This window comes from Caballeronia glathei (genome assembly GCF_000698595.1).
In the GTDB taxonomy this organism is placed as follows: Bacteria; Pseudomonadota; Gammaproteobacteria; order Burkholderiales; family Burkholderiaceae; genus Caballeronia; species Caballeronia glathei.
The window spans coordinates 1-16,301 of sequence record NZ_JFHC01000110.1; the positions used below are offsets into that span (position 1 = coordinate 1).

Genomic DNA, 16,301 nt, shown 5'->3' on the forward strand with positions numbered 1-16,301 from the left:
CGCCACCGCGCTGAAGTCGGCCGGGGTGCCCGCAACGCAACCCCTTACCAACGGCGAGTTGGACCTGATCGTGGGCCTTGGCGCGGAAAACCTCGCAGGCGCGATGCGATAAGCACCGGCAAGAAACACATACTCTCAACGGCGCCTTCGGAGCCCTTTTCGCTCGGGCGGCGCCCGGACGCTCCACGGTCCGATGATGCCCGCTGCGCCGGCGGACTCCCGCAGCTCCCGATCAAGACCTGGGCAGACCGATGTCGGCGTTTCTTCTTCCTTAAGCCGCAACGATCTCGCTCGCCCGGAAAGCGGGAAGGATCGACGATCGCAGTGATCCCAGTAGCGGATTCAGATGCTGCGGGGGGTGTCGCCTCAAAGCAGGAGGGGCACGCTGATCAAAAGGAAGACGACAATGTAGATGATTCCAAAGATCGCGCCCAGCCTCCAGTAGTCACCGGCAGGCAGATACCCGCTGCCGAAATAAACGGGACTCGGCCCGGTTCCGTAGGGCGTCAGAATACCCATGATGCCAAGCGTCAGGGCCAGCATCAGCGCAAACGCCTCCATCGGCATGCCGGGAATGGTTGAGCCCACTGTCAGCATGACCGGGAGCATCGCCGTTGTATGGGCGGTGACACTTGCAAACATGTAGTGCGTAAAGAAGAAGATCAGCACCAGGACCACCGCCGCGGTCGTCGGCGGGACACCACTCATATGGGCCGCCATGGTGTCTGCGAACCACTTGACGAAGCCGGTTTTGCTGAGCCCGTCGGCTAGTACCACCAGCGTCGCGAACCAGGCGAGCGTGTTCCACGCCTGCTTGTTCGCGAGCATGTCGTCCCATGTGACGACTTTGGTGACCAGCATGAAGGCGATTACCATCAGTGCGGCGGTTGTCGCATTGACGTACTTATCCGCGAAGATCCAAAGTCCTAGCGCGATAAGCACCAGGATCCCAAGCAGCAGTTCCCGCCGGCTGAGCGGCCCCATCTCTTTTAGCTCCTGCGCAGCCCAGGCGGGCACCTCGCTGCCTTGCTTCACTTCCGGCGGATAGAGCACGTAGGTAAGGAGCGGTACGGCCAGTAGCATCACAATGCCCGCTGGCGCGATGGCCAGGAACCACTGCGTCCAACTCAAATCGACGTGGACGGTTTTCCTTATGATCTCGGCGGCGAGCAGGTTAGGGGCGAGTGCAGTAAGAAACATCGAGCTCGTCACGCAGGTGGTGGCGATCGCGGTCCACATGATGTACGAACCAATCCGCCGGGCCGAGGGATCATTCGGCTTCGAGTCGTAAAGAGGCGGCAAATTCCGGATCACGGGGAAGATCGTCCCTCCGCTGCGTGCAGTATTGGAAGGTGTAAATGGCGCAAGCACGGCGTCTGCCACCATTACTGCGTAACCGAGAGTGAGTGTCCTGCGACCCATCGCCCGCACGAGCAGGAGCGCTATACGCCGGCCCAAACCCGTCTTCTCGTAGCCGAGGGCGAACATGAAGGCGCCGAAGATCAGCCATACCGTGCCATTGGAGAAACCCGAAAGTGCCCAGTTGAGGCTCGCATTTGCCACATTGAAGCCAGGCTTCGCGAGTTGCTCCGGACTGTAGAACACCCATTCACAGAATACGCTCACCAGCGTCACGGCGATGAGCCCGATGGCTGCGCCTGGAATGGGCTCCAACATCAGCCCGACGATCACACCGACAAAAATCGCGAAGTAATACCACGCGTGCTGCGCCAGGCCTTCGGGGGCGGGAATGATCGCAATCAGGATCACTACGGCGAGGGGCGCGATGGCTTTCCAGAAGGTATTCATGGGACTCCCCGTGGCAATTACCTGCATGTGCTATTCTTTATATGACGCTTTCCGTGGGTTCGCCAGTGTGGTGTCAACGCCGCGCAAGGACACAGTGCGAGAAGATGGTTTGCTTAAGCATTGAAGGGCATCAGATTGAGGCCCCAACCAACTGCTCGATCCTGCAAGCCTTCGTGCATGCAGGGCAGACGCTTGTCGAGGGCGTTGGCTGCATGGGCCAGGGGGTATGCGGCTCATGCCGCGTCATGGTCCGGCGCAGCGGCGAGCAGGAGGTAAAGACGGCGCTTGCTTGCGAGACCTTGATTGAAGACGGGATGCAGGTCGCGTTCCTCGATTACTTCACCGCCCCGGCACGCCACGTGTATCGCATCGAGGATATCGGCGACAGCTGGCAGGTGCTGTCCACGATTTCTGAAACATTCCCTGAAGCCTCTCATTGTCGTCACTGCAGTGGATGCGATCGCGCCTGTCCGAAGGGCCTCGACGTCCAGCGCGGCGTGAATCTTGCCGTGGAGGGCAAGCTGTCAGCATCGAGCGAGGTCTTCGACGAATGCGTCATGTGCAACCTTTGCACGCTTGCCTGCCCTGAACATATCCGGCCAAACCATCTCGGCCTGTTCGTGCGACGAATGATCGCGGCGCTTTCGCTGCGTCCCGCAGATCTCATGCGTCGGCTACAGCAGATCGAAAGCGGTGAAATGAAGATCGATTTCGATGCGCCGGGCGCGCAGCCGCCCCGCTGATCGGGTAAAAAGATCATGCCTGCCGGTATTCCTTACGAAGACGCGCACAAGCGCTACCGTCCCGGTGTAACGCCCACAGTACGCAGCGATGACACCTCCATCGATGAACTCCTTAAGGGCTATCACCCTGACCACGGCCCGAACGCACACGTTGCACTGACCGTCGGGGTGAATCGCGGTGATCCCTGTCAGCAAGATCTCGCGCGCTATCTTCAGGCAAATGGGCTGATCGACGATGTGGACATCGCCGGTGCACGGCTCACGACCACCGATGTTCTGGTCATCGGAGGCGGCGGCGGCGGATGTGCCGCGGCACTCACCGCGGCAAAGCAAGGTGCGCGAGTGATCGTCGCGACCAAGCTACGCCTGGGTGACAGCAACACCGTGATGGCGGAAGGCGGAATTCAGGCAGCCGTTGGAGAGGATGACAGCCCGCAGCTGCACTTCGAGGACACGTTGCGGGCCGGACATTTCTGCGGTGTGCCCGAACTCGTTGCGCAGATGGTGATGGACGGCCCCGATATCATTCGCTGGCTGATCCAGCTCGGCATGATGTTCGATCTGGAGGAGGACCGGCCCATCGGCGGTAACCTTCTGCGCAAGAAGCCCGGCGGCGCATCCGCCGCGCGGATTCTCTCCTATCGTGACTACACCGGGCTAGAGATGATGCGCGTGCTGCGCGAGGCGGTGGATCTCGACCCAGGCATCGAGGTGTGGAACCGATGCCCGGTCGTCGAACTGCTTTCCGACGAGTGGGGACGCTGCGCCGGGGCCGTGATCTACAACCTAGAATGGCGCACTTTTGTGCTCGTGCGTGCGCGTGCTGTGATCCTCGCCACGGGCGGCGCCGGGCGGCTGCACCTCAATTCCTTTCCGACGTCCAACCATTACGGTGCCACCGCGGACGGCCTTGTGCTGGCTTATCGGATCGGGGCGCGCCTGCGCGAGCTCGACTCGTTCCAGTACCACCCCACCGGCATCGCCTACCCGCCCCACTTGGCGGGCGGCCTGATTTCGGAAGCGGCTCGCTCCGCCGGTGCCAAGTTACTCAACGGCGAAGGCGAGCGCTTCGTGAACGAACTCGGGCCCCGAGACGTCGTGGCTTCGGCTATCCTGCGCGAATGTGCGCAGGGGCGCGGAATCGATCGCGAAGGTCAGATCGGCGTATTCCTCGACACACCGACGCTCGAAATGGAGAACCCTGGCATTCTGGCCAAGCGCCTCGTCACGCTGCGCCACCTCGCGCACAAGTGCGGTCACGATGCGGCGCAGGAACCGTTCCTCGTCTATCCGACCCTCCACTACCAAAACGGTGGCGTAGCCATCGACAAGGATGGCGCGACGAGCGTCCCCGGCCTGTATTGCGTTGGTGAAGTCACGGGAGGCATACACGGGCGCAACCGGCTGATGGGGAACGCACTGCTCGACATCCTGAGCATGGGGCGCCGTGCCGGGACCAAGGCTGCGGATTTGCGGGGCCACGTCACGGCCAGCCGCGCGGGAATCGGCCATGTTCACGCGTGGCAGCGCGAGCTGACGTTGGCCGGATTACCCTTGCATGTCAAGGCACCGCAGCTCTTCCCTGGCTACGCCCATTTCGACCTTCGAGTCGATGCCGGTTTGCGCTCGAGCACGCCGGGGTGCGTGGTCGGCGGCATCCGGTGATGCGATCCACGGAGCGCGACGATGGACAAGCTGAATCAGGTTCTTCTGAAGAACGATATCCGTGTCGGCGCAGACCTCGATGCCTGGCTCGCGCGCGGTGGCGGGGAGGGCCTTGCCCGGGCGCTGCAAGATCCGGCGGCAATCATTGCCGAAATCGCCCAGGCGGATTTGCGCGGGATGGGAGGCGCCGGGTTTGCGACACATCGCAAATGGACGCCGGTCGCCACCGCTCCTGATGGCGACAAGTACATCATCTGCAACGGCAACGAGGACGAGCCCGGCACATTCAAGGACCGCTTTCTCCTAGAGAACACGCCGCATCAGGTGATCGAGGGCGCGCTTATCGCGGCCGTGGCCACCCGTACCAACCACGTCATTCTTTACGTCAATCCGCATCAGCCGCTGTCTCTCGCGGCGACGCGCCAAGCAGTGCAGCAGTGGCAAGGACACCCACTGCTTGCCGCGATCGGGCGGATGGTCGGTGGGCCAGTAGCGCTTCGCGTCGTACCCAGCTCGGGCCTGTACATCGGTGGCGAGGAAACAGCGGTGATCGCAAGCGTGGAAGGCGGGTTTCCATTTCCGCGGCGCAAGCCGCCCTTCCCGGCTGAGCAAGGCGTGCATGGCGCGCCGACCATCGTGAACAACACCGAGACACTGGCACACGTACCGGGGATTTTGCGCCATGGCGCGCAGTGGTATCGAGACCTCGGCATCGGGAATGCGGCCGGAACCAAGCTCTACTCGCTCTCAGGTGACGTCTTGCATCCGGGTCTTTACGAGCTGCCAATGGGCACGAGCCTCTCGACGCTCATCTTTCAGTATGGCGGCGGAATGTTGCAGGGCAAGGAATTCAAGGCGGTCTTTACGGGAGGCCCCTCCAACACTTTGCTGGCGAAGCACGATCTCGATGTTGCACTGGATTTCGACTCGGTGCGGCAGCGCCGTTCGCGTCTCGGGACCGGTGCGATGATCGTCGTGTCGGAAGGCACGAGCATCGTCCGCAAAGTCGCTGAGTACGTGAGTTTCTTTGCTCAGGGTTCGTGCGGCCAGTGCCCGCCCTGCAAGGGCGGCACCTTTCAGCTAATGCGACTCCTCAATCGGCTCGACACCGGTCGCGGCGTGCGCGCCGATCTGGAAGCGTTAGAAAACTTATGCCGCATCCTTCCCGGAAGCGGACGCTGCGGTCTCATCGACGGCGCGGTGACGGTGGTGGAGAGCTCCGTCAATCAGTTCCGGGAAGAGTATGAGGCGCTTCTGATGGCATAGGCGCACAGCAAGGCGCGAAGTCGCCGGATTGACAGACTTGCATGGCGATTTTCTCGCCACGGAATGCTTGCCGCGCGCGGTCAGTGAAATGGCAGACCGGTACTTCTGCCAGGCCGTACGTGCCGAGGGACGAGACGTGTCCCACAGCGGTCGTCATCATGGTTCGGGCATCGCGGAGCAGCGACTTGCCGACGCGCCCAGGTTTCGGGGATCGTTGATTGCCGCGCAGCTCCGAGCCCAATCCGCACAACTCGACCGCTCTCGCTAGTCGTTGTCCTCGCCCTTGACCTTGCTCCACCCAGGACCCGGATCAAACGACTTCGTGGCCTCCGCCTTGGCTGCGCTCTGCGGCCCCAGGTCTCGCTCATAGACATGTCCCGCGTGGCTCACCATGAAACTTTTTATCCCGCTGTCTCCGTACTTCACCGGCCAGGCGATGACGGCAAATCCGCCGAAGAGCTTGCCTCGAACGACGTAATCGTAGGCACCACCTGGTGCGTGTGGCCCTTGTGAATCGAGCAGCTTGTAGTGGTACCCGTAGTAGCCGCCATTCCGAGCATTGCGCGAACTCGCATCAACGAACGCTTCGCCTAGCGGACTTTGGGTGTCGTCTGGTCCGGCAGGCCAGTACAAACCGTCGCGCTTTCCCGGCGAGCTAACCATCCTCGAGGCGTAGGCAAGCACGCCCTCGCCGTCGTGATTGGTCTGCGCATACTCGCGCTGCGCATCGTAAATCACGAGCATTATCTGTATGACGGCCAGTTCATTGCGCCCGATGCGCCGTAATCGCATATCTTCGGCACCCGCGCGTGTATCGAAGTGCCATCCTTGACCGGTTTTGACGAGTGGAATCGGGAACGTCCAGCCGTCGTCGCCGACGGTAATTTGCGCATGTTTCGTGTCAGTTGGCTTGATCACATGAGACTTGGCCCACTCGGCGACAAACGTTTCACGTACCTGCGCGTCGACGGGTGGAATCAGGTCCCGAAAGTTATTGCCGAAGATCGTGCGTAACGCGTCTTCGCGATCTTTCCCGACGGCGTCTCCGAAGGCATCCATTGCCGCCTGCGGAGAGCTGAAGTTCTTTTGCGCATAAATGGAAGTCGTCATGGCAACCGACAGGACGGCAGCGGCGGTGAGATTCGCGAGTACGGGCCTCACCCACTTCTTGGAAACGCGTGATTGGTAGTCCATGGTTCACTCTCCTCAACGCCTACCGCGGGAACCACCGCCGCCGCGCATACCACCGCCGCCACGGTTATAGCCTGAACCCTGCATGCTCGATCTTCCCCGGTCGAAGTCGCGCTGCGAAGCGGCGCCGCCCCCTCCTACGCCTGAGAACGCGCCGTCGCGTCCGCCTCCACTGTAACTCCCACGGTTGCCGCCGCTGGCGCGGTTCAGGTCACCGGTGGCGCCACGATTCGAAGCACCACCGGCTGACCGATCGTTGACGGATGCGCGGTTCCCGGCGTTACCCCGGTCAGCGGCGGTGGCGCGATTGCTCGCGCCCGCCCGGTCGGTTGCGCCCACCCGCGTACCCGTGTCGGTGCCACGCCCGCGATACTGGGAACGCCTGTCGGCACCTGGTGTCTGCCCGGCAAACTTGTCGCGCGTGGCATTGTCGCGATAGGCGACACCCTGTCGATGGCTTGCGTCATGCTGCCAGCGACCTCCCTGCCCCTGGACTTTGCTGCGGTCGAAGTTGCGATTTATGTTCGCGGCCTTGTCCACGTTGATGTTGACGTCGCCACCGCCCCAGTTGCAGTTGCTGAAAATCGCACCGGCAGCCGCGAGCCCAATGCCCCAGGCGAATCCTGTCGCGAGCGCCGCGCCGGGGTAGTAACCAGGATAGTAAGCGGGATACGGAGGCCAATAGGTTGGCGGATAAGCCGGATAGCTCCATCCACCATAGACAACCGTCGGGTTGTAGGCTGGCACATAGATCACCTCCGGGTTTGCGGGCTCGATGCGCACAATGGTGGTCTGGCCGCCCGCCGGTGCGGGATCGACGATGACCTTCTGCTGCTCGTTCGATTGCAGGTTGCCCGATTCCTGCGCGCGTGCCCGCAACCGCTGCACAGCAGCGAAGACCTCTTTTTGCTGCGCAAGAAAAGCGTCCCCGAGTTTCTGAGTCCAGTCGAGTTTGTCATTCATCGGCTCGAGTATCTGAGGGAACGCCACCAGCGATTTCACACTAGTGTCCCAAGGCTGATTCTGCACCGCCTTTACGGCGGCATCGCCCTTCACGTTAGGATTCGCTCTTACCCAGCGCGCCGCGTGAACGATCTCCAGAGGATAGGTGGATGCCATCAACACTTGTGACAGCACGGAGTCCGGGTAAAGCGCGATCGGCGCGACCAGGGCCTCGATCTCCTCTGGCCCGAATGGCGCAGGGTTCTGTGCAGGGCTCTGTGCGGCGACCTGTGCGGGGCTCTGCGGAGGAGTCTGTGCAGGGATCTGTGCGGGGCGCTGCACAGAACTCTCGGGGCCACGATCCGCGCAAGCTTGATTGAGCACTGGCAACATCAGCCACAGAAAAACTGCTTTCGCCCATCGTTCGTTCCAGTGAGTCATGGCCCCTCCTTGCGGCAGGTTGTTGACGCGGAAAACGATCGGGGCAACACTTCCGGTCAAGGATAGGAAACCGCGACGCGTAACGTGAGCGACAGGATGCCGACGTGCACGACTCGTCGCGGATCTATTCGTGTCTAGATTTCAATCGGCTGCCGGCCCGCTACCCGATATTCGTCACTTGCCGGCCCCCGACTATTTGCCCGGATGAAAACGCATACCGGTTTCCTGTACGCTCACTCTCGTCCCCGCGGTCCCTCCGTGATCGCAACAATACCGGCGAGCGCGCCTATCACTGCGTCCTTGCCGGTGTCTCTCGCGAACTCCATCGCCGCCTGCACCTTCGGGCCCATCGACCCTTCCGCGAATCCGAGCGTCTCGAGCGCCTCGGGACGAGCCTGAGCAATGGCCTTCTGCGTTGGCTTTCCCCACTCAACATAGGCAGCGTTGACGTCCGTGGCGATGACCAGCAGATCGGCATTAAGCTCGTGCGCGAGCAGTGCGGAACAGAGATCCTTATCGATCACGGCCTCGATGCCGCTCAGCTTGCGATTTTCCTCTTAGCATGTCGGAATGCCCCTGCCTCCTGCACAAATCACAATGCTGCCTTTCCAGAGGTACTACGACCCTTCGGTTGGATTTCTCTGTGTTATGTGCGTACTGAATAAACAGCGTTACTGAGTAAAAATGCTTATACTCATGCTGATGGCTCCTCGACGCCTCTGACGTATTAGCGGACGACAAAGCGGATGCCCTAGGGAAAACGCCCGCCGAACCATGTCGTTTCGATCCTGACGAATATATCGGACTCGATCGTTTTGTATTGACGTTAGGTAGTCATATTTTGGAAACTACGCGATTCGATTAATCAGCGAATCTTCAGTGCCCATACATATTCTGTGAGCAAAAATTCGACACTTCAAGTTATTTCTTCACTTCAAGTTCCAAGTATCGGCGTGAAGTAGCGATTGAGCGGGCTATCCGACCCGCGGCTCTGCCAAACGGAATTCGCAGCTAAGAAATCGCTCGTCCGCAAGTGGAGCTGACTCCGATGGCACTGATTTTTCATCTCAGACAGGGAAATAAGACGAATAACGATTAGAATGCGTCTCATTACTTCGAATCCGCTTTGGTGTCATGTTTTTACAAACCGGGTTAATCTATATCTATCTGAATGCGCCTTGTCCGCAATGGACTTACGATGTGCCCGCAAATTTGCACGACGGCTGGCTCGGCCGCGCTCAGACCCAAGCAAGCTAAGAGGTTGAGAATTCGGTCTCGAATGCCACCAATCAGACAGCTCTGCCTCCTACAAGACTCAGAGACGAACGGCCCGCGCCGGCCGTCGTGCGGGTGAAGCATCCGCTCGATGGCGACTCCTCCGACGCCGGTGAGTGACTGCAGAAGGCCGGTTGCCGAGGATCGAGATTGGAACGGCGGCCGTGCGCGGCGAAGACCACGCGAGCTTCCACACTTGACTCTAGGCCGCCGGTCGGACTTGGACTAATGCGACGACTGGTTCTGAACTGCAGCCACCGGTCGCACCGTTGGTGACAGATTCGAGGCTTTGCTTCTCACATTCCGAGGAGAACTGTATGTGTAGCGCTGAGCACCCCGCATTCAAGGACGCGTTGGTGCAAAGCATGATCCAACGATCAATTTCTTGGCTTTGTTTCACTGTGCTTATGTTTCCCCGTGTGGCGCCAGGGATGGAGTTCAAAATTTACTACCAATCACAACTTGAGCGGAAAATGGTTATCGGGGAAGGGAGGATTCGGGAAGGTGATGCAGAGAAGTTTCTGGCGTTCGCCAAAATGGCTGACCGTGATGACGAAGGACTCGTTGCCCTTGTATTAAATAGTCCAGGAGGAAATGTTGAGGCAGCTTTTCGAGTCGTCGATGCAATGGATAAAGTCCGTGTCTATACAACAGTTCCAGATAGCGCCAGGTGCGCGTCCGCTTGCGCTTCAATACTGTTCGCTTCAGGGGAACGCCGAAGTGTTGTTGGTAATGGGCTGCTCGGTTTTCACAGTTGCTACCGGCGCGATGGGCGAACCTACGCCGAGGACTCACTTTGTAACGAAATAATCTCCGCAAATGCAATGCAAAGGGGGGTAAGCCACGCAGGCATCAGTCGTTTCGTCAGGCAATATGGTGCGCGAGACATGGCATGGGTAGGGCGCGACGTCGCTTGCAAATCTCTGCAAGGGCTATGCAAGCCAGGGTTACTGGAAATCCAACACCGGACGAAGGCTGCGTTGATCCATAGTTTTGTTTGCAGCAAGCTCATATCTGTTCAAGCGCAGCTTATATGCGGAGATTCGGAACTTACCCGTCTCGATAAAACATTGGCAAAAGTCTATGATCAAAAGATGAAGGTATCGGCCAACAAAACGCGATTGAGAGCGGATCAACGAGCATGGTTTCGCAATTCTCGCAACGTGTGTTGCGATAAAGCTTGTCTACTACGAACCTATCGTCTCCGCATCGATGAACTAATGCAGATGCGGTCGTAATGACGTGTCGACTGATGTTGACCATGCTCATCCGCCAGAGGGAAAACACGACGACGCCATAACGGAACAGCACTGCTCCCCCATCGTCGCTCCGCACCTACGGAGCAGATGGAGCTCTCGCGCCTGCGAGCGGAGAACAAGCGCTTGCAGATGGAACTGGAAATCGCAAAAAAAAACGGCGGCGTTCTTCGCGAAGGACCTCCTGTGAAGTCGCCGAGCCGCATAGGTGCCTTACGCTGCATCAGCAAGACGAGAACCTCGCCCTGGGTCGGAGTGAGCTTCGCGCTCTCCGACCATTCCCATGCCTGACTGCGCATAGCGGTGCTCAGTCGCAGCAGGCCATGCGTCACCCGTCCCGGTGCTTGCACTCCGTAAAGACCTTCGCAATCTCCAACCGTTTGTGTGTTCGACATTCTAAGCGAGCAGCACTGCATTGATGTCGTCATCCGGGTGATCTATGCTCAGTCACGGTTCTGTTCTCCTGTTCCGCTAAGTGCGGGGGAGGGACCCTACTGAACAGACGGAGAAACACGACACCGCAACGCACTTATGCACAGAAACGGTGGACAACCCTGTGGAGCAATCAGCATGAACGATGGACCCGTCCTGTATTCCTACCGGTGCGCGGCGTGCGGGCGACGCGGATCGATCTACCTGATCGGCGACGACCACGCCGGAGATACGGTCGCGTGTGCGTCGTGCGGTGCGCCGTGCATCCTCGAATGGGACGGCGGTGTCAATCTGGACGGTCTGCCAAGAGTTAATCGTGTCTAGTCACACCATCGGAGCGAACATGGGCTATTCACCCATCATGAGCCGGCGCAGGGAGCGGCTCGCCTGGCTTGTTGTCGCGATTAATTCAGGAAGATATAGCGCTGCTGTCGGCACCCGCAACGAGGCCTTTCTTAATGACTTTGCCCTTGCGACTCGCGCGGCCACCAAACAGACGCCAAGCGGGGCGCATTGTGCTGCGCTGTCCGCAGATCTGCTCGAACTGTTTCTTCGTGGCTATGTGACGCGCGTGATACAGAGGGTCAAAAGTTCAGGAATGTCTACATATTGGTTTTATGAATACCGCATTACTACGGACGGCAAGCGAGAAGCTGAAACGGTCGAAGCGAGTGGCACCATCACGCTCGAATGAGGTGGCGGCGTCACTCTGGATGGTCGGCCAAAAGGTTGATCAAGCTCTTACAGTAAGTTAAATAAGAACCAGCCCCTTCGGAGGTGAAGATTGCCTATGGATGCGTCACGAGTCCGCTCGGAGAGCGACTCGACTGATTCATTCTAAGATGCTCAATTGCGATCCGGGTGTGGTGGAGTTGAACACTATGTCTGACGATCACGTTCTTGTGACGGTCCCTCACGAAAACCGGACCATCATGTTTGCTGTTTCGTATGTGGGCATCTGGGTGGTAATCGCGGCCAGTGCTGGAAGGGTGGGAATAGGACTCGTGAACTTGAGGGGCCCGTCTTCGCCGCAGGCGGATGGGGTGTCCGACAACGTGCAAGTACAGGCTCGTGAACTCAGCTACCACCGAGCGAATGTCGCTCCCGACGAGGTCGTGCAGAAGAGCTCGCGCATGTCCAAGACGCGCTGGTATAGCATGGACCTGCCCATGCCGGGCGCGCTGCGAGGTGCAATCACCACGGACGAACCGATACGACACGTGGCGGCGTTCGGGTGGACCCGCTAGCGCAAAGCCTGCTATGAGAAAAACCTTTGGGGTCGGCACGGTCACGTCGACACTATGCGGAGGCTACAAGTCACGTCGACGCGAATCGCGTCGCGAGCTTGGATTTTTTGCGCTAAGTCGGCGCGTCACCCGTCGAGCGCTGCCATGAAAAGGCTCGGGGCACCACAAGCACGGGTAACTGCTTGCAATTACTATCGATCGGCCGCGCACGCGCGCACCCAGTTTCAACTTAGCCGTCTCCCACTACAGCCGGGAAAACGGAACGCACAGTTGTTGAATGAATGGCTTGATAGGGGTTCGAGTCTCGACAGGACAGAGGTTTGTGATTCGTTGCACGCGCGATTTGAACAACAGGCTCCAATGGGTTTGTGCACAGGGGTATTTAAGCGTGTGCGCCCATTCCTCCTAAAGGATGATGAAAATTGAAAAGACGAATGACGGTTTCCTTAACGGAAGAGACCACTGCTCGCCCATCGTGCTGGAGACGTCGACTCCCCAAATGTATAGACGAGGCATCGGACAGAAACAGGAGGAACGCACCCACTACGACCATCTGATCGTGGCGGGCGCAGCGCTTCTGGTGGGCGCCCTGATCCTTCTCGGCTGGATCGGCGTCGCGGACGTGGTCTTCCCGATCACCGGCACCTGGAGGTCTATATAGCCGCAGCCATACACGGAGGACCACGAGGGGGACACCGAAGCGTGCCAATGGCTAGGCCTTTTTTTTGCTTATCTGGAAGTGCGTTCGCTCGGGTGGGGACCCGGGGGACGCGTTGTAGATCATGTTCTTGCCGCCCGCCTGTTCCGGCGGGCTTTTTTTCCCTTTTCCGGTGCTACAGCGATTGCGCGGAGGGCAAGCTTGCACCAAGAATAACCGGAACCAAGCAAGCCAACAATCCGGCACTGGGGTGCGCTGGGTCAGGCTCGAATGGGACGTGCACGCACTTCTTGCCCCGCCAAAAAATGACCGCGGATATTCATGCCAAATAGCATGCACGCCGGTGATGGCCCTCGATCGGACTGCACCATGGGTGATTTCCGCTCTGGGCACCTTCCCGTCGGCGTACGGCTTTGGACGGCCGTTGCTTGACCTTCATCTTGCTTTCAGGAAAACCGGCCGAAGCGGGGATTGACGTGCACATGGTTGGCCATCACACAAGCCGGTCTATTGACGCGTTGACGCCCCAGCACAGACCGTCCTACTCTCGGTGGAACAAAAAATAATATTCAGGGATGGCTCATGAAGAAGGTACTGTTCTTTCTCGCCATCGCTGTATTGGGCGTCGTTATCAAGGTGACGGCATTCGGCGCAGGCGGAGCAGTAGGGAAATCCGCTATGACGGCCTTCCATGAGTCGGAAGAATCAGATCGAATCGACCACCATCTTGCGCAGATGATGAACATGATTAATAAGCAGACACCGGTCATGGTCGATAAGAATACAAGGCTCGACAATGTATGGGGCCTCGCGCATCACTTTCGCTATAACTACACGTTGGTTGACTACGACGGCGCAGAGGTTTCCGAGCAACAATTTACAAAGGCCATGCGGCCTTACTTGTATAACGAGGTATGTAAGGGAAAAACGTTGAAAGTGCTCCCTGAAGGCGGTGTAACGGTGTCCTTTTCATACAAAGGCAAGGATGGGGCGGACATCGCAATCATTACTATCACGCCAGCAGAATGCAGATCGTCTGCAAGTATGTGATCCGACCCAACGCGCGATGAGATAGGCCACCATACTATCGTTTCCCTCACCGTTATGGGTCCGCCAAGGCGTCGGCATACCTCGCCAAATCCTTGAGTATTTCGCCAATCTAAGCAAACGTTAGATGCCTCAATTCGCTCCGTGAGCCGGTTTCTCTAACCAGATCGGTCCGGTCATGCAATCTGGGCCGATGTGAACCGCGAAATGCGGCGGCGCGATTTGAAAATCTAGATTTGACTGGCGGCGGGCGGTTCCATCGTAAGCACCCGGGGAAGGCATCTTGACGGAGGCAGTCGCTGAAACGATCAAGCAGTGGTCGGCGTCCAGCGATGAGGAAGCAGTTGCGCGATGTCAGCGGGACGGTGCGTCGGCAAGCGCGTCAACACGTTCCTCAAGTAAACCAGCGGATCGTGCCCGTTCGGTTGTGCAGAGCGGATCAATGTCATGATCGCGGCCGCGCGCTTCCCGGCACGCAGGGATCCTGCGAACAACCAGGTCCGTCGATTATGCCGACATTGGAATAAAGCCGGCGCCAGGCACGTACACCGGCTCGTCCGGCTCGGTCACGGCGCAACGGTGCGCCCGCTCATGTGTGCCACATCAGTTTTGCCAGCCGAACGCCTGGACGACCCCGATCCGCTGCTGGGTTGTGACCGATGCCCGGATCGTCCCCGGCATCGGGAGTTCGAGGCTGTGCCAATCCTGCCGCGGGATGGCACCCGTTGCGCCGGGCGTCTCGACGAATTCGCAACGTTGCGCGCGCTGCCGGCTCGTCTGACATGCTCGCAGGAACGCCTCGTCCGGTGGACGCGCATCGTTTGCGGGTTGCGAACGCGCGTCGCCATGTGGCCCGTCACCCGCTGCCGGACTCACGAGCGCCACCCCCAGTTTGCACGCGCTGGCAGCGATCACGATCCAGATTCCGCATTGCGCGATATCCAAGGCAAGCGAGCGCCCGTCGCGTGAATGAACCACCCCGATTCGGTCATCAACCAGGTCGGAAATGGCGATTTCCTCGGGCGCGCACGCCATCATATGGGATAGCACAAGCCGCATCGTCGACCGCGAAACGGCGAATCGCTGGCCGATTGCGGAAGTCGGATAGGCCCGCATCCGCTTTCGCTCCGCACTGGTAAGGCATCTGCCCTTGTCCGCTGCGGAGATGAGTCTCCACTCGGCGCGAAGACGCCAGACAAACAGTTCATCACGCTCGGGAAGGCGCGTGCCTATGGAACGCGATCTGACGAATGCGTGCTGATTCCACTGCACCGTGGAATCAATCCGCTCGAATGCGCTCTCGCTTGCGTACAGGTTGGGTTGCGCGTCCGTGTCCAAGGGCGGTTCCATCGTCGGTTGGAGGTTGTTGGCTTTGGTTACGGTCGTCGGATGCGGTGCGATCGTGAAATCGGATTTCGATTGACTAGCGATCTTGCGCCGGTGCGCCAAGGGCGAACCCCTTCGTCGGCAAGTCGGACAAAATGTAGTTTGCGCACGGAAAACTTAGGCGAAACACAGCGAGGACTCGTTTCTAGCACCGCGCACGCGGATGTCGGCGCGATTTTCGTTCCGTGCCGGTGCAGCGCGTTTGCCACTATCCTGGGCGCTCCTCGGGGTGGCGGGCCATAGAAGTCCCTCCTGTCCGCGGACGCGTGCGGCAGCGTGCGTGAGCTAATAAACAGAAGCGAAAATTCACGACGAAGGCCCAGAGCTCCGCCCGCCTCGATCCCGGCGTCGCCCCGGGGTCGCATAGAACAACGACTCGACTTTTTGCAGATCGCGGTGGAAGCGAATCGCCGCGTGAGATCAGGGAAACAGCGATCTGCGCTGGCAGTGGCATCCCGAATGCACGACGGTCCCGGCTTCGGGCACGACGAGTTCGCGATAAACGTTTGAGCGGCGTACGCCCTCCCGCCGACGCCAGTTCGGAATCCGCCTGCGCCCAGGGCGTGGCCGAGCCTCGAAATCAAAGCGGCCTTCGGCATGGGACGCGCCGGGATGCCGGATGCGGCCGTCTGCCGTCTCGGAGAGTCGCGTCTAACTGGCGCGGCCTATTGGCTGACGCGCACCTGCGCCGCCCCGCACAGGGATCGGGTCTGCCACATCTGCGGGACACGTCAAACTTCGACGACCGCACCTCTCTGCGTTGCGATGAGGTCCGCCTCGGATGGCTCGACCGTGGCGGCCTGCCGACAAACGCAGAAGTAGCAACCTTAGTTGAAAAGTAGTAACAACTTTAGTTGTGTGAGCGGCGATCAGCCGCCTGAACGCAGAGCCCCACTTCCATTAATCGTGATAACTCGTATTGAACTAAACCGCTGACGCGGTA

The 16,301-nt window shown here is 59.4% G+C and carries 12 protein-coding genes and 3 pseudogenes; 8 read left to right on the forward strand and 7 right to left on the reverse strand.

The window, feature by feature from the left end:
• Positions 1-366: 366 nt before the first annotated feature.
• Complete coding sequence (locus BG61_RS35520) at positions 367-1,809, reverse strand: anion permease (RefSeq protein ID WP_035942843.1); 1,443 nt, start codon at positions 1,807-1,809, stop codon at positions 367-369.
• Positions 1,810-1,913: 104 nt separating this feature from the next.
• On the opposite strand from BG61_RS35520, the gene BG61_RS35525 reads away from it, so the two are divergent.
• From BG61_RS35525 to BG61_RS35535, 3 genes are read left to right on the forward strand one after another with little or no spacing between them, the layout of a single operon-like run.
• Positions 1,914-2,552 (forward strand): 4Fe-4S dicluster domain-containing protein, encoded by a 639-nt coding sequence (locus BG61_RS35525; RefSeq protein ID WP_035942830.1) that lies wholly within the window; start codon positions 1,914-1,916, stop codon positions 2,550-2,552.
• A 15-nt stretch (positions 2,553-2,567) separates the two neighbouring features.
• Positions 2,568-4,217 (forward strand): FAD-binding protein, encoded by a 1,650-nt coding sequence (locus BG61_RS35530; protein WP_035942831.1) that lies wholly within the window; start codon positions 2,568-2,570, stop codon positions 4,215-4,217.
• 21 nt (positions 4,218-4,238) lie between these two features.
• Positions 4,239-5,483, forward strand: a complete 1,245-nt coding sequence (locus BG61_RS35535; protein WP_035942832.1) for a complex I 51 kDa subunit family protein — start codon at positions 4,239-4,241, stop codon at positions 5,481-5,483.
• Between the two features lie 264 nt (positions 5,484-5,747).
• Here the strand turns inward: BG61_RS35535 and BG61_RS35540 are convergent, their stop codons facing one another.
• The 3 genes and pseudogenes from BG61_RS35540 to BG61_RS35550 form a co-directional block, all read right to left on the reverse strand.
• A complete protein-coding gene (locus tag BG61_RS35540; RefSeq protein ID WP_035942834.1) occupies positions 5,748-6,677 on the reverse strand; it encodes a DUF2950 domain-containing protein in 930 nt (309 codons plus the stop codon).
• Between the two features lie 12 nt (positions 6,678-6,689).
• Complete coding sequence (locus tag BG61_RS35545) at positions 6,690-8,057, reverse strand: DUF3300 domain-containing protein (RefSeq protein WP_035942835.1); 1,368 nt, start codon at positions 8,055-8,057, stop codon at positions 6,690-6,692.
• Positions 8,058-8,249: 192 nt separating this feature from the next.
• A pseudogene (locus BG61_RS35550) lies at positions 8,250-8,671 on the reverse strand (amino acid kinase family protein); the annotation flags it as partial.
• 1,092 nt (positions 8,672-9,763) lie between these two features.
• Here BG61_RS35550 and BG61_RS40875 point away from each other — a divergent pair.
• Positions 9,764-10,570: an ATP-dependent Clp protease proteolytic subunit gene (locus tag BG61_RS40875; protein WP_233469201.1), complete on the forward strand. Its 807-nt coding sequence runs from the start codon at positions 9,764-9,766 to the stop codon at positions 10,568-10,570.
• 208 nt (positions 10,571-10,778) lie between these two features.
• On the opposite strand, the pseudogene BG61_RS40880 reads toward BG61_RS40875, so the two are convergent.
• Positions 10,779-10,983: pseudogene (locus BG61_RS40880) on the reverse strand (hypothetical protein); the annotation flags it as partial.
• Positions 10,984-11,158: 175 nt separating this feature from the next.
• Here BG61_RS40880 and BG61_RS40885 point away from each other — a divergent pair.
• The 4 genes from BG61_RS40885 (at position 11,159) to BG61_RS35575 (ending at position 13,975) form a co-directional block, all read left to right on the forward strand.
• The gene (locus tag BG61_RS40885; protein WP_075584305.1) at positions 11,159-11,344 is read left to right on the forward strand and encodes a hypothetical protein; all 186 of its coding nucleotides are present in this window, start codon (positions 11,159-11,161) and stop codon (positions 11,342-11,344) included.
• A 19-nt stretch (positions 11,345-11,363) separates the two neighbouring features.
• Complete coding sequence (locus BG61_RS42460; RefSeq protein WP_152565270.1) at positions 11,364-11,714, forward strand: hypothetical protein; 351 nt, start codon at positions 11,364-11,366, stop codon at positions 11,712-11,714.
• Between the two features lie 1,052 nt (positions 11,715-12,766).
• Positions 12,767-12,928 carry a hypothetical protein gene (locus BG61_RS43060; RefSeq protein WP_161783725.1) on the forward strand — a complete coding sequence of 54 codons (162 nt, stop codon included), beginning with the start codon at positions 12,767-12,769 and terminating at the stop codon, positions 12,926-12,928.
• Between the two features lie 579 nt (positions 12,929-13,507).
• Entirely contained in the window at positions 13,508-13,975 is a 468-nt protein-coding gene (locus tag BG61_RS35575) for a hypothetical protein (protein ID WP_035942842.1), read from the forward strand.
• A 305-nt stretch (positions 13,976-14,280) separates the two neighbouring features.
• Here BG61_RS35575 and BG61_RS40890 read toward each other — a convergent pair.
• A pseudogene (locus BG61_RS40890) lies at positions 14,281-14,478 on the reverse strand (transposase domain-containing protein); the annotation flags it as partial.
• Positions 14,479-14,575: 97 nt separating this feature from the next.
• Positions 14,576-15,421: a hypothetical protein gene (locus tag BG61_RS35580; protein WP_152565271.1), complete on the reverse strand. Its 846-nt coding sequence runs from the start codon at positions 15,419-15,421 to the stop codon at positions 14,576-14,578.
• Between the last annotated feature and the right edge of the window lie 880 nt (positions 15,422-16,301).

Coding starts and splice junctions, on each gene's coding strand:
- BG61_RS35520 (WP_035942843.1), bottom strand. CDS start 1,809: ATGAATACCTTCTGGAAAGCCATCGCGCCCCTCGCCGTAGTGATCCTG.
- BG61_RS35525 (WP_035942830.1), top strand. CDS start 1,914: ATGGTTTGCTTAAGCATTGAAGGGCATCAGATTGAGGCCCCAACCAAC.
- BG61_RS35530 (WP_035942831.1), top strand. CDS start 2,568: ATGCCTGCCGGTATTCCTTACGAAGACGCGCACAAGCGCTACCGTCCC.
- BG61_RS35535 (WP_035942832.1), top strand. CDS start 4,239: ATGGACAAGCTGAATCAGGTTCTTCTGAAGAACGATATCCGTGTCGGC.
- BG61_RS35540 (WP_035942834.1), bottom strand. CDS start 6,677: ATGGACTACCAATCACGCGTTTCCAAGAAGTGGGTGAGGCCCGTACTC.
- BG61_RS35545 (WP_035942835.1), bottom strand. CDS start 8,057: ATGACTCACTGGAACGAACGATGGGCGAAAGCAGTTTTTCTGTGGCTG.
- BG61_RS40875 (WP_233469201.1), top strand. CDS start 9,764: ATGGAGTTCAAAATTTACTACCAATCACAACTTGAGCGGAAAATGGTT.
- BG61_RS40885 (WP_075584305.1), top strand. CDS start 11,159: ATGAACGATGGACCCGTCCTGTATTCCTACCGGTGCGCGGCGTGCGGG.
- BG61_RS42460 (WP_152565270.1), top strand. CDS start 11,364: ATGGGCTATTCACCCATCATGAGCCGGCGCAGGGAGCGGCTCGCCTGG.
- BG61_RS43060 (WP_161783725.1), top strand. CDS start 12,767: ATGTATAGACGAGGCATCGGACAGAAACAGGAGGAACGCACCCACTAC.
- BG61_RS35575 (WP_035942842.1), top strand. CDS start 13,508: ATGAAGAAGGTACTGTTCTTTCTCGCCATCGCTGTATTGGGCGTCGTT.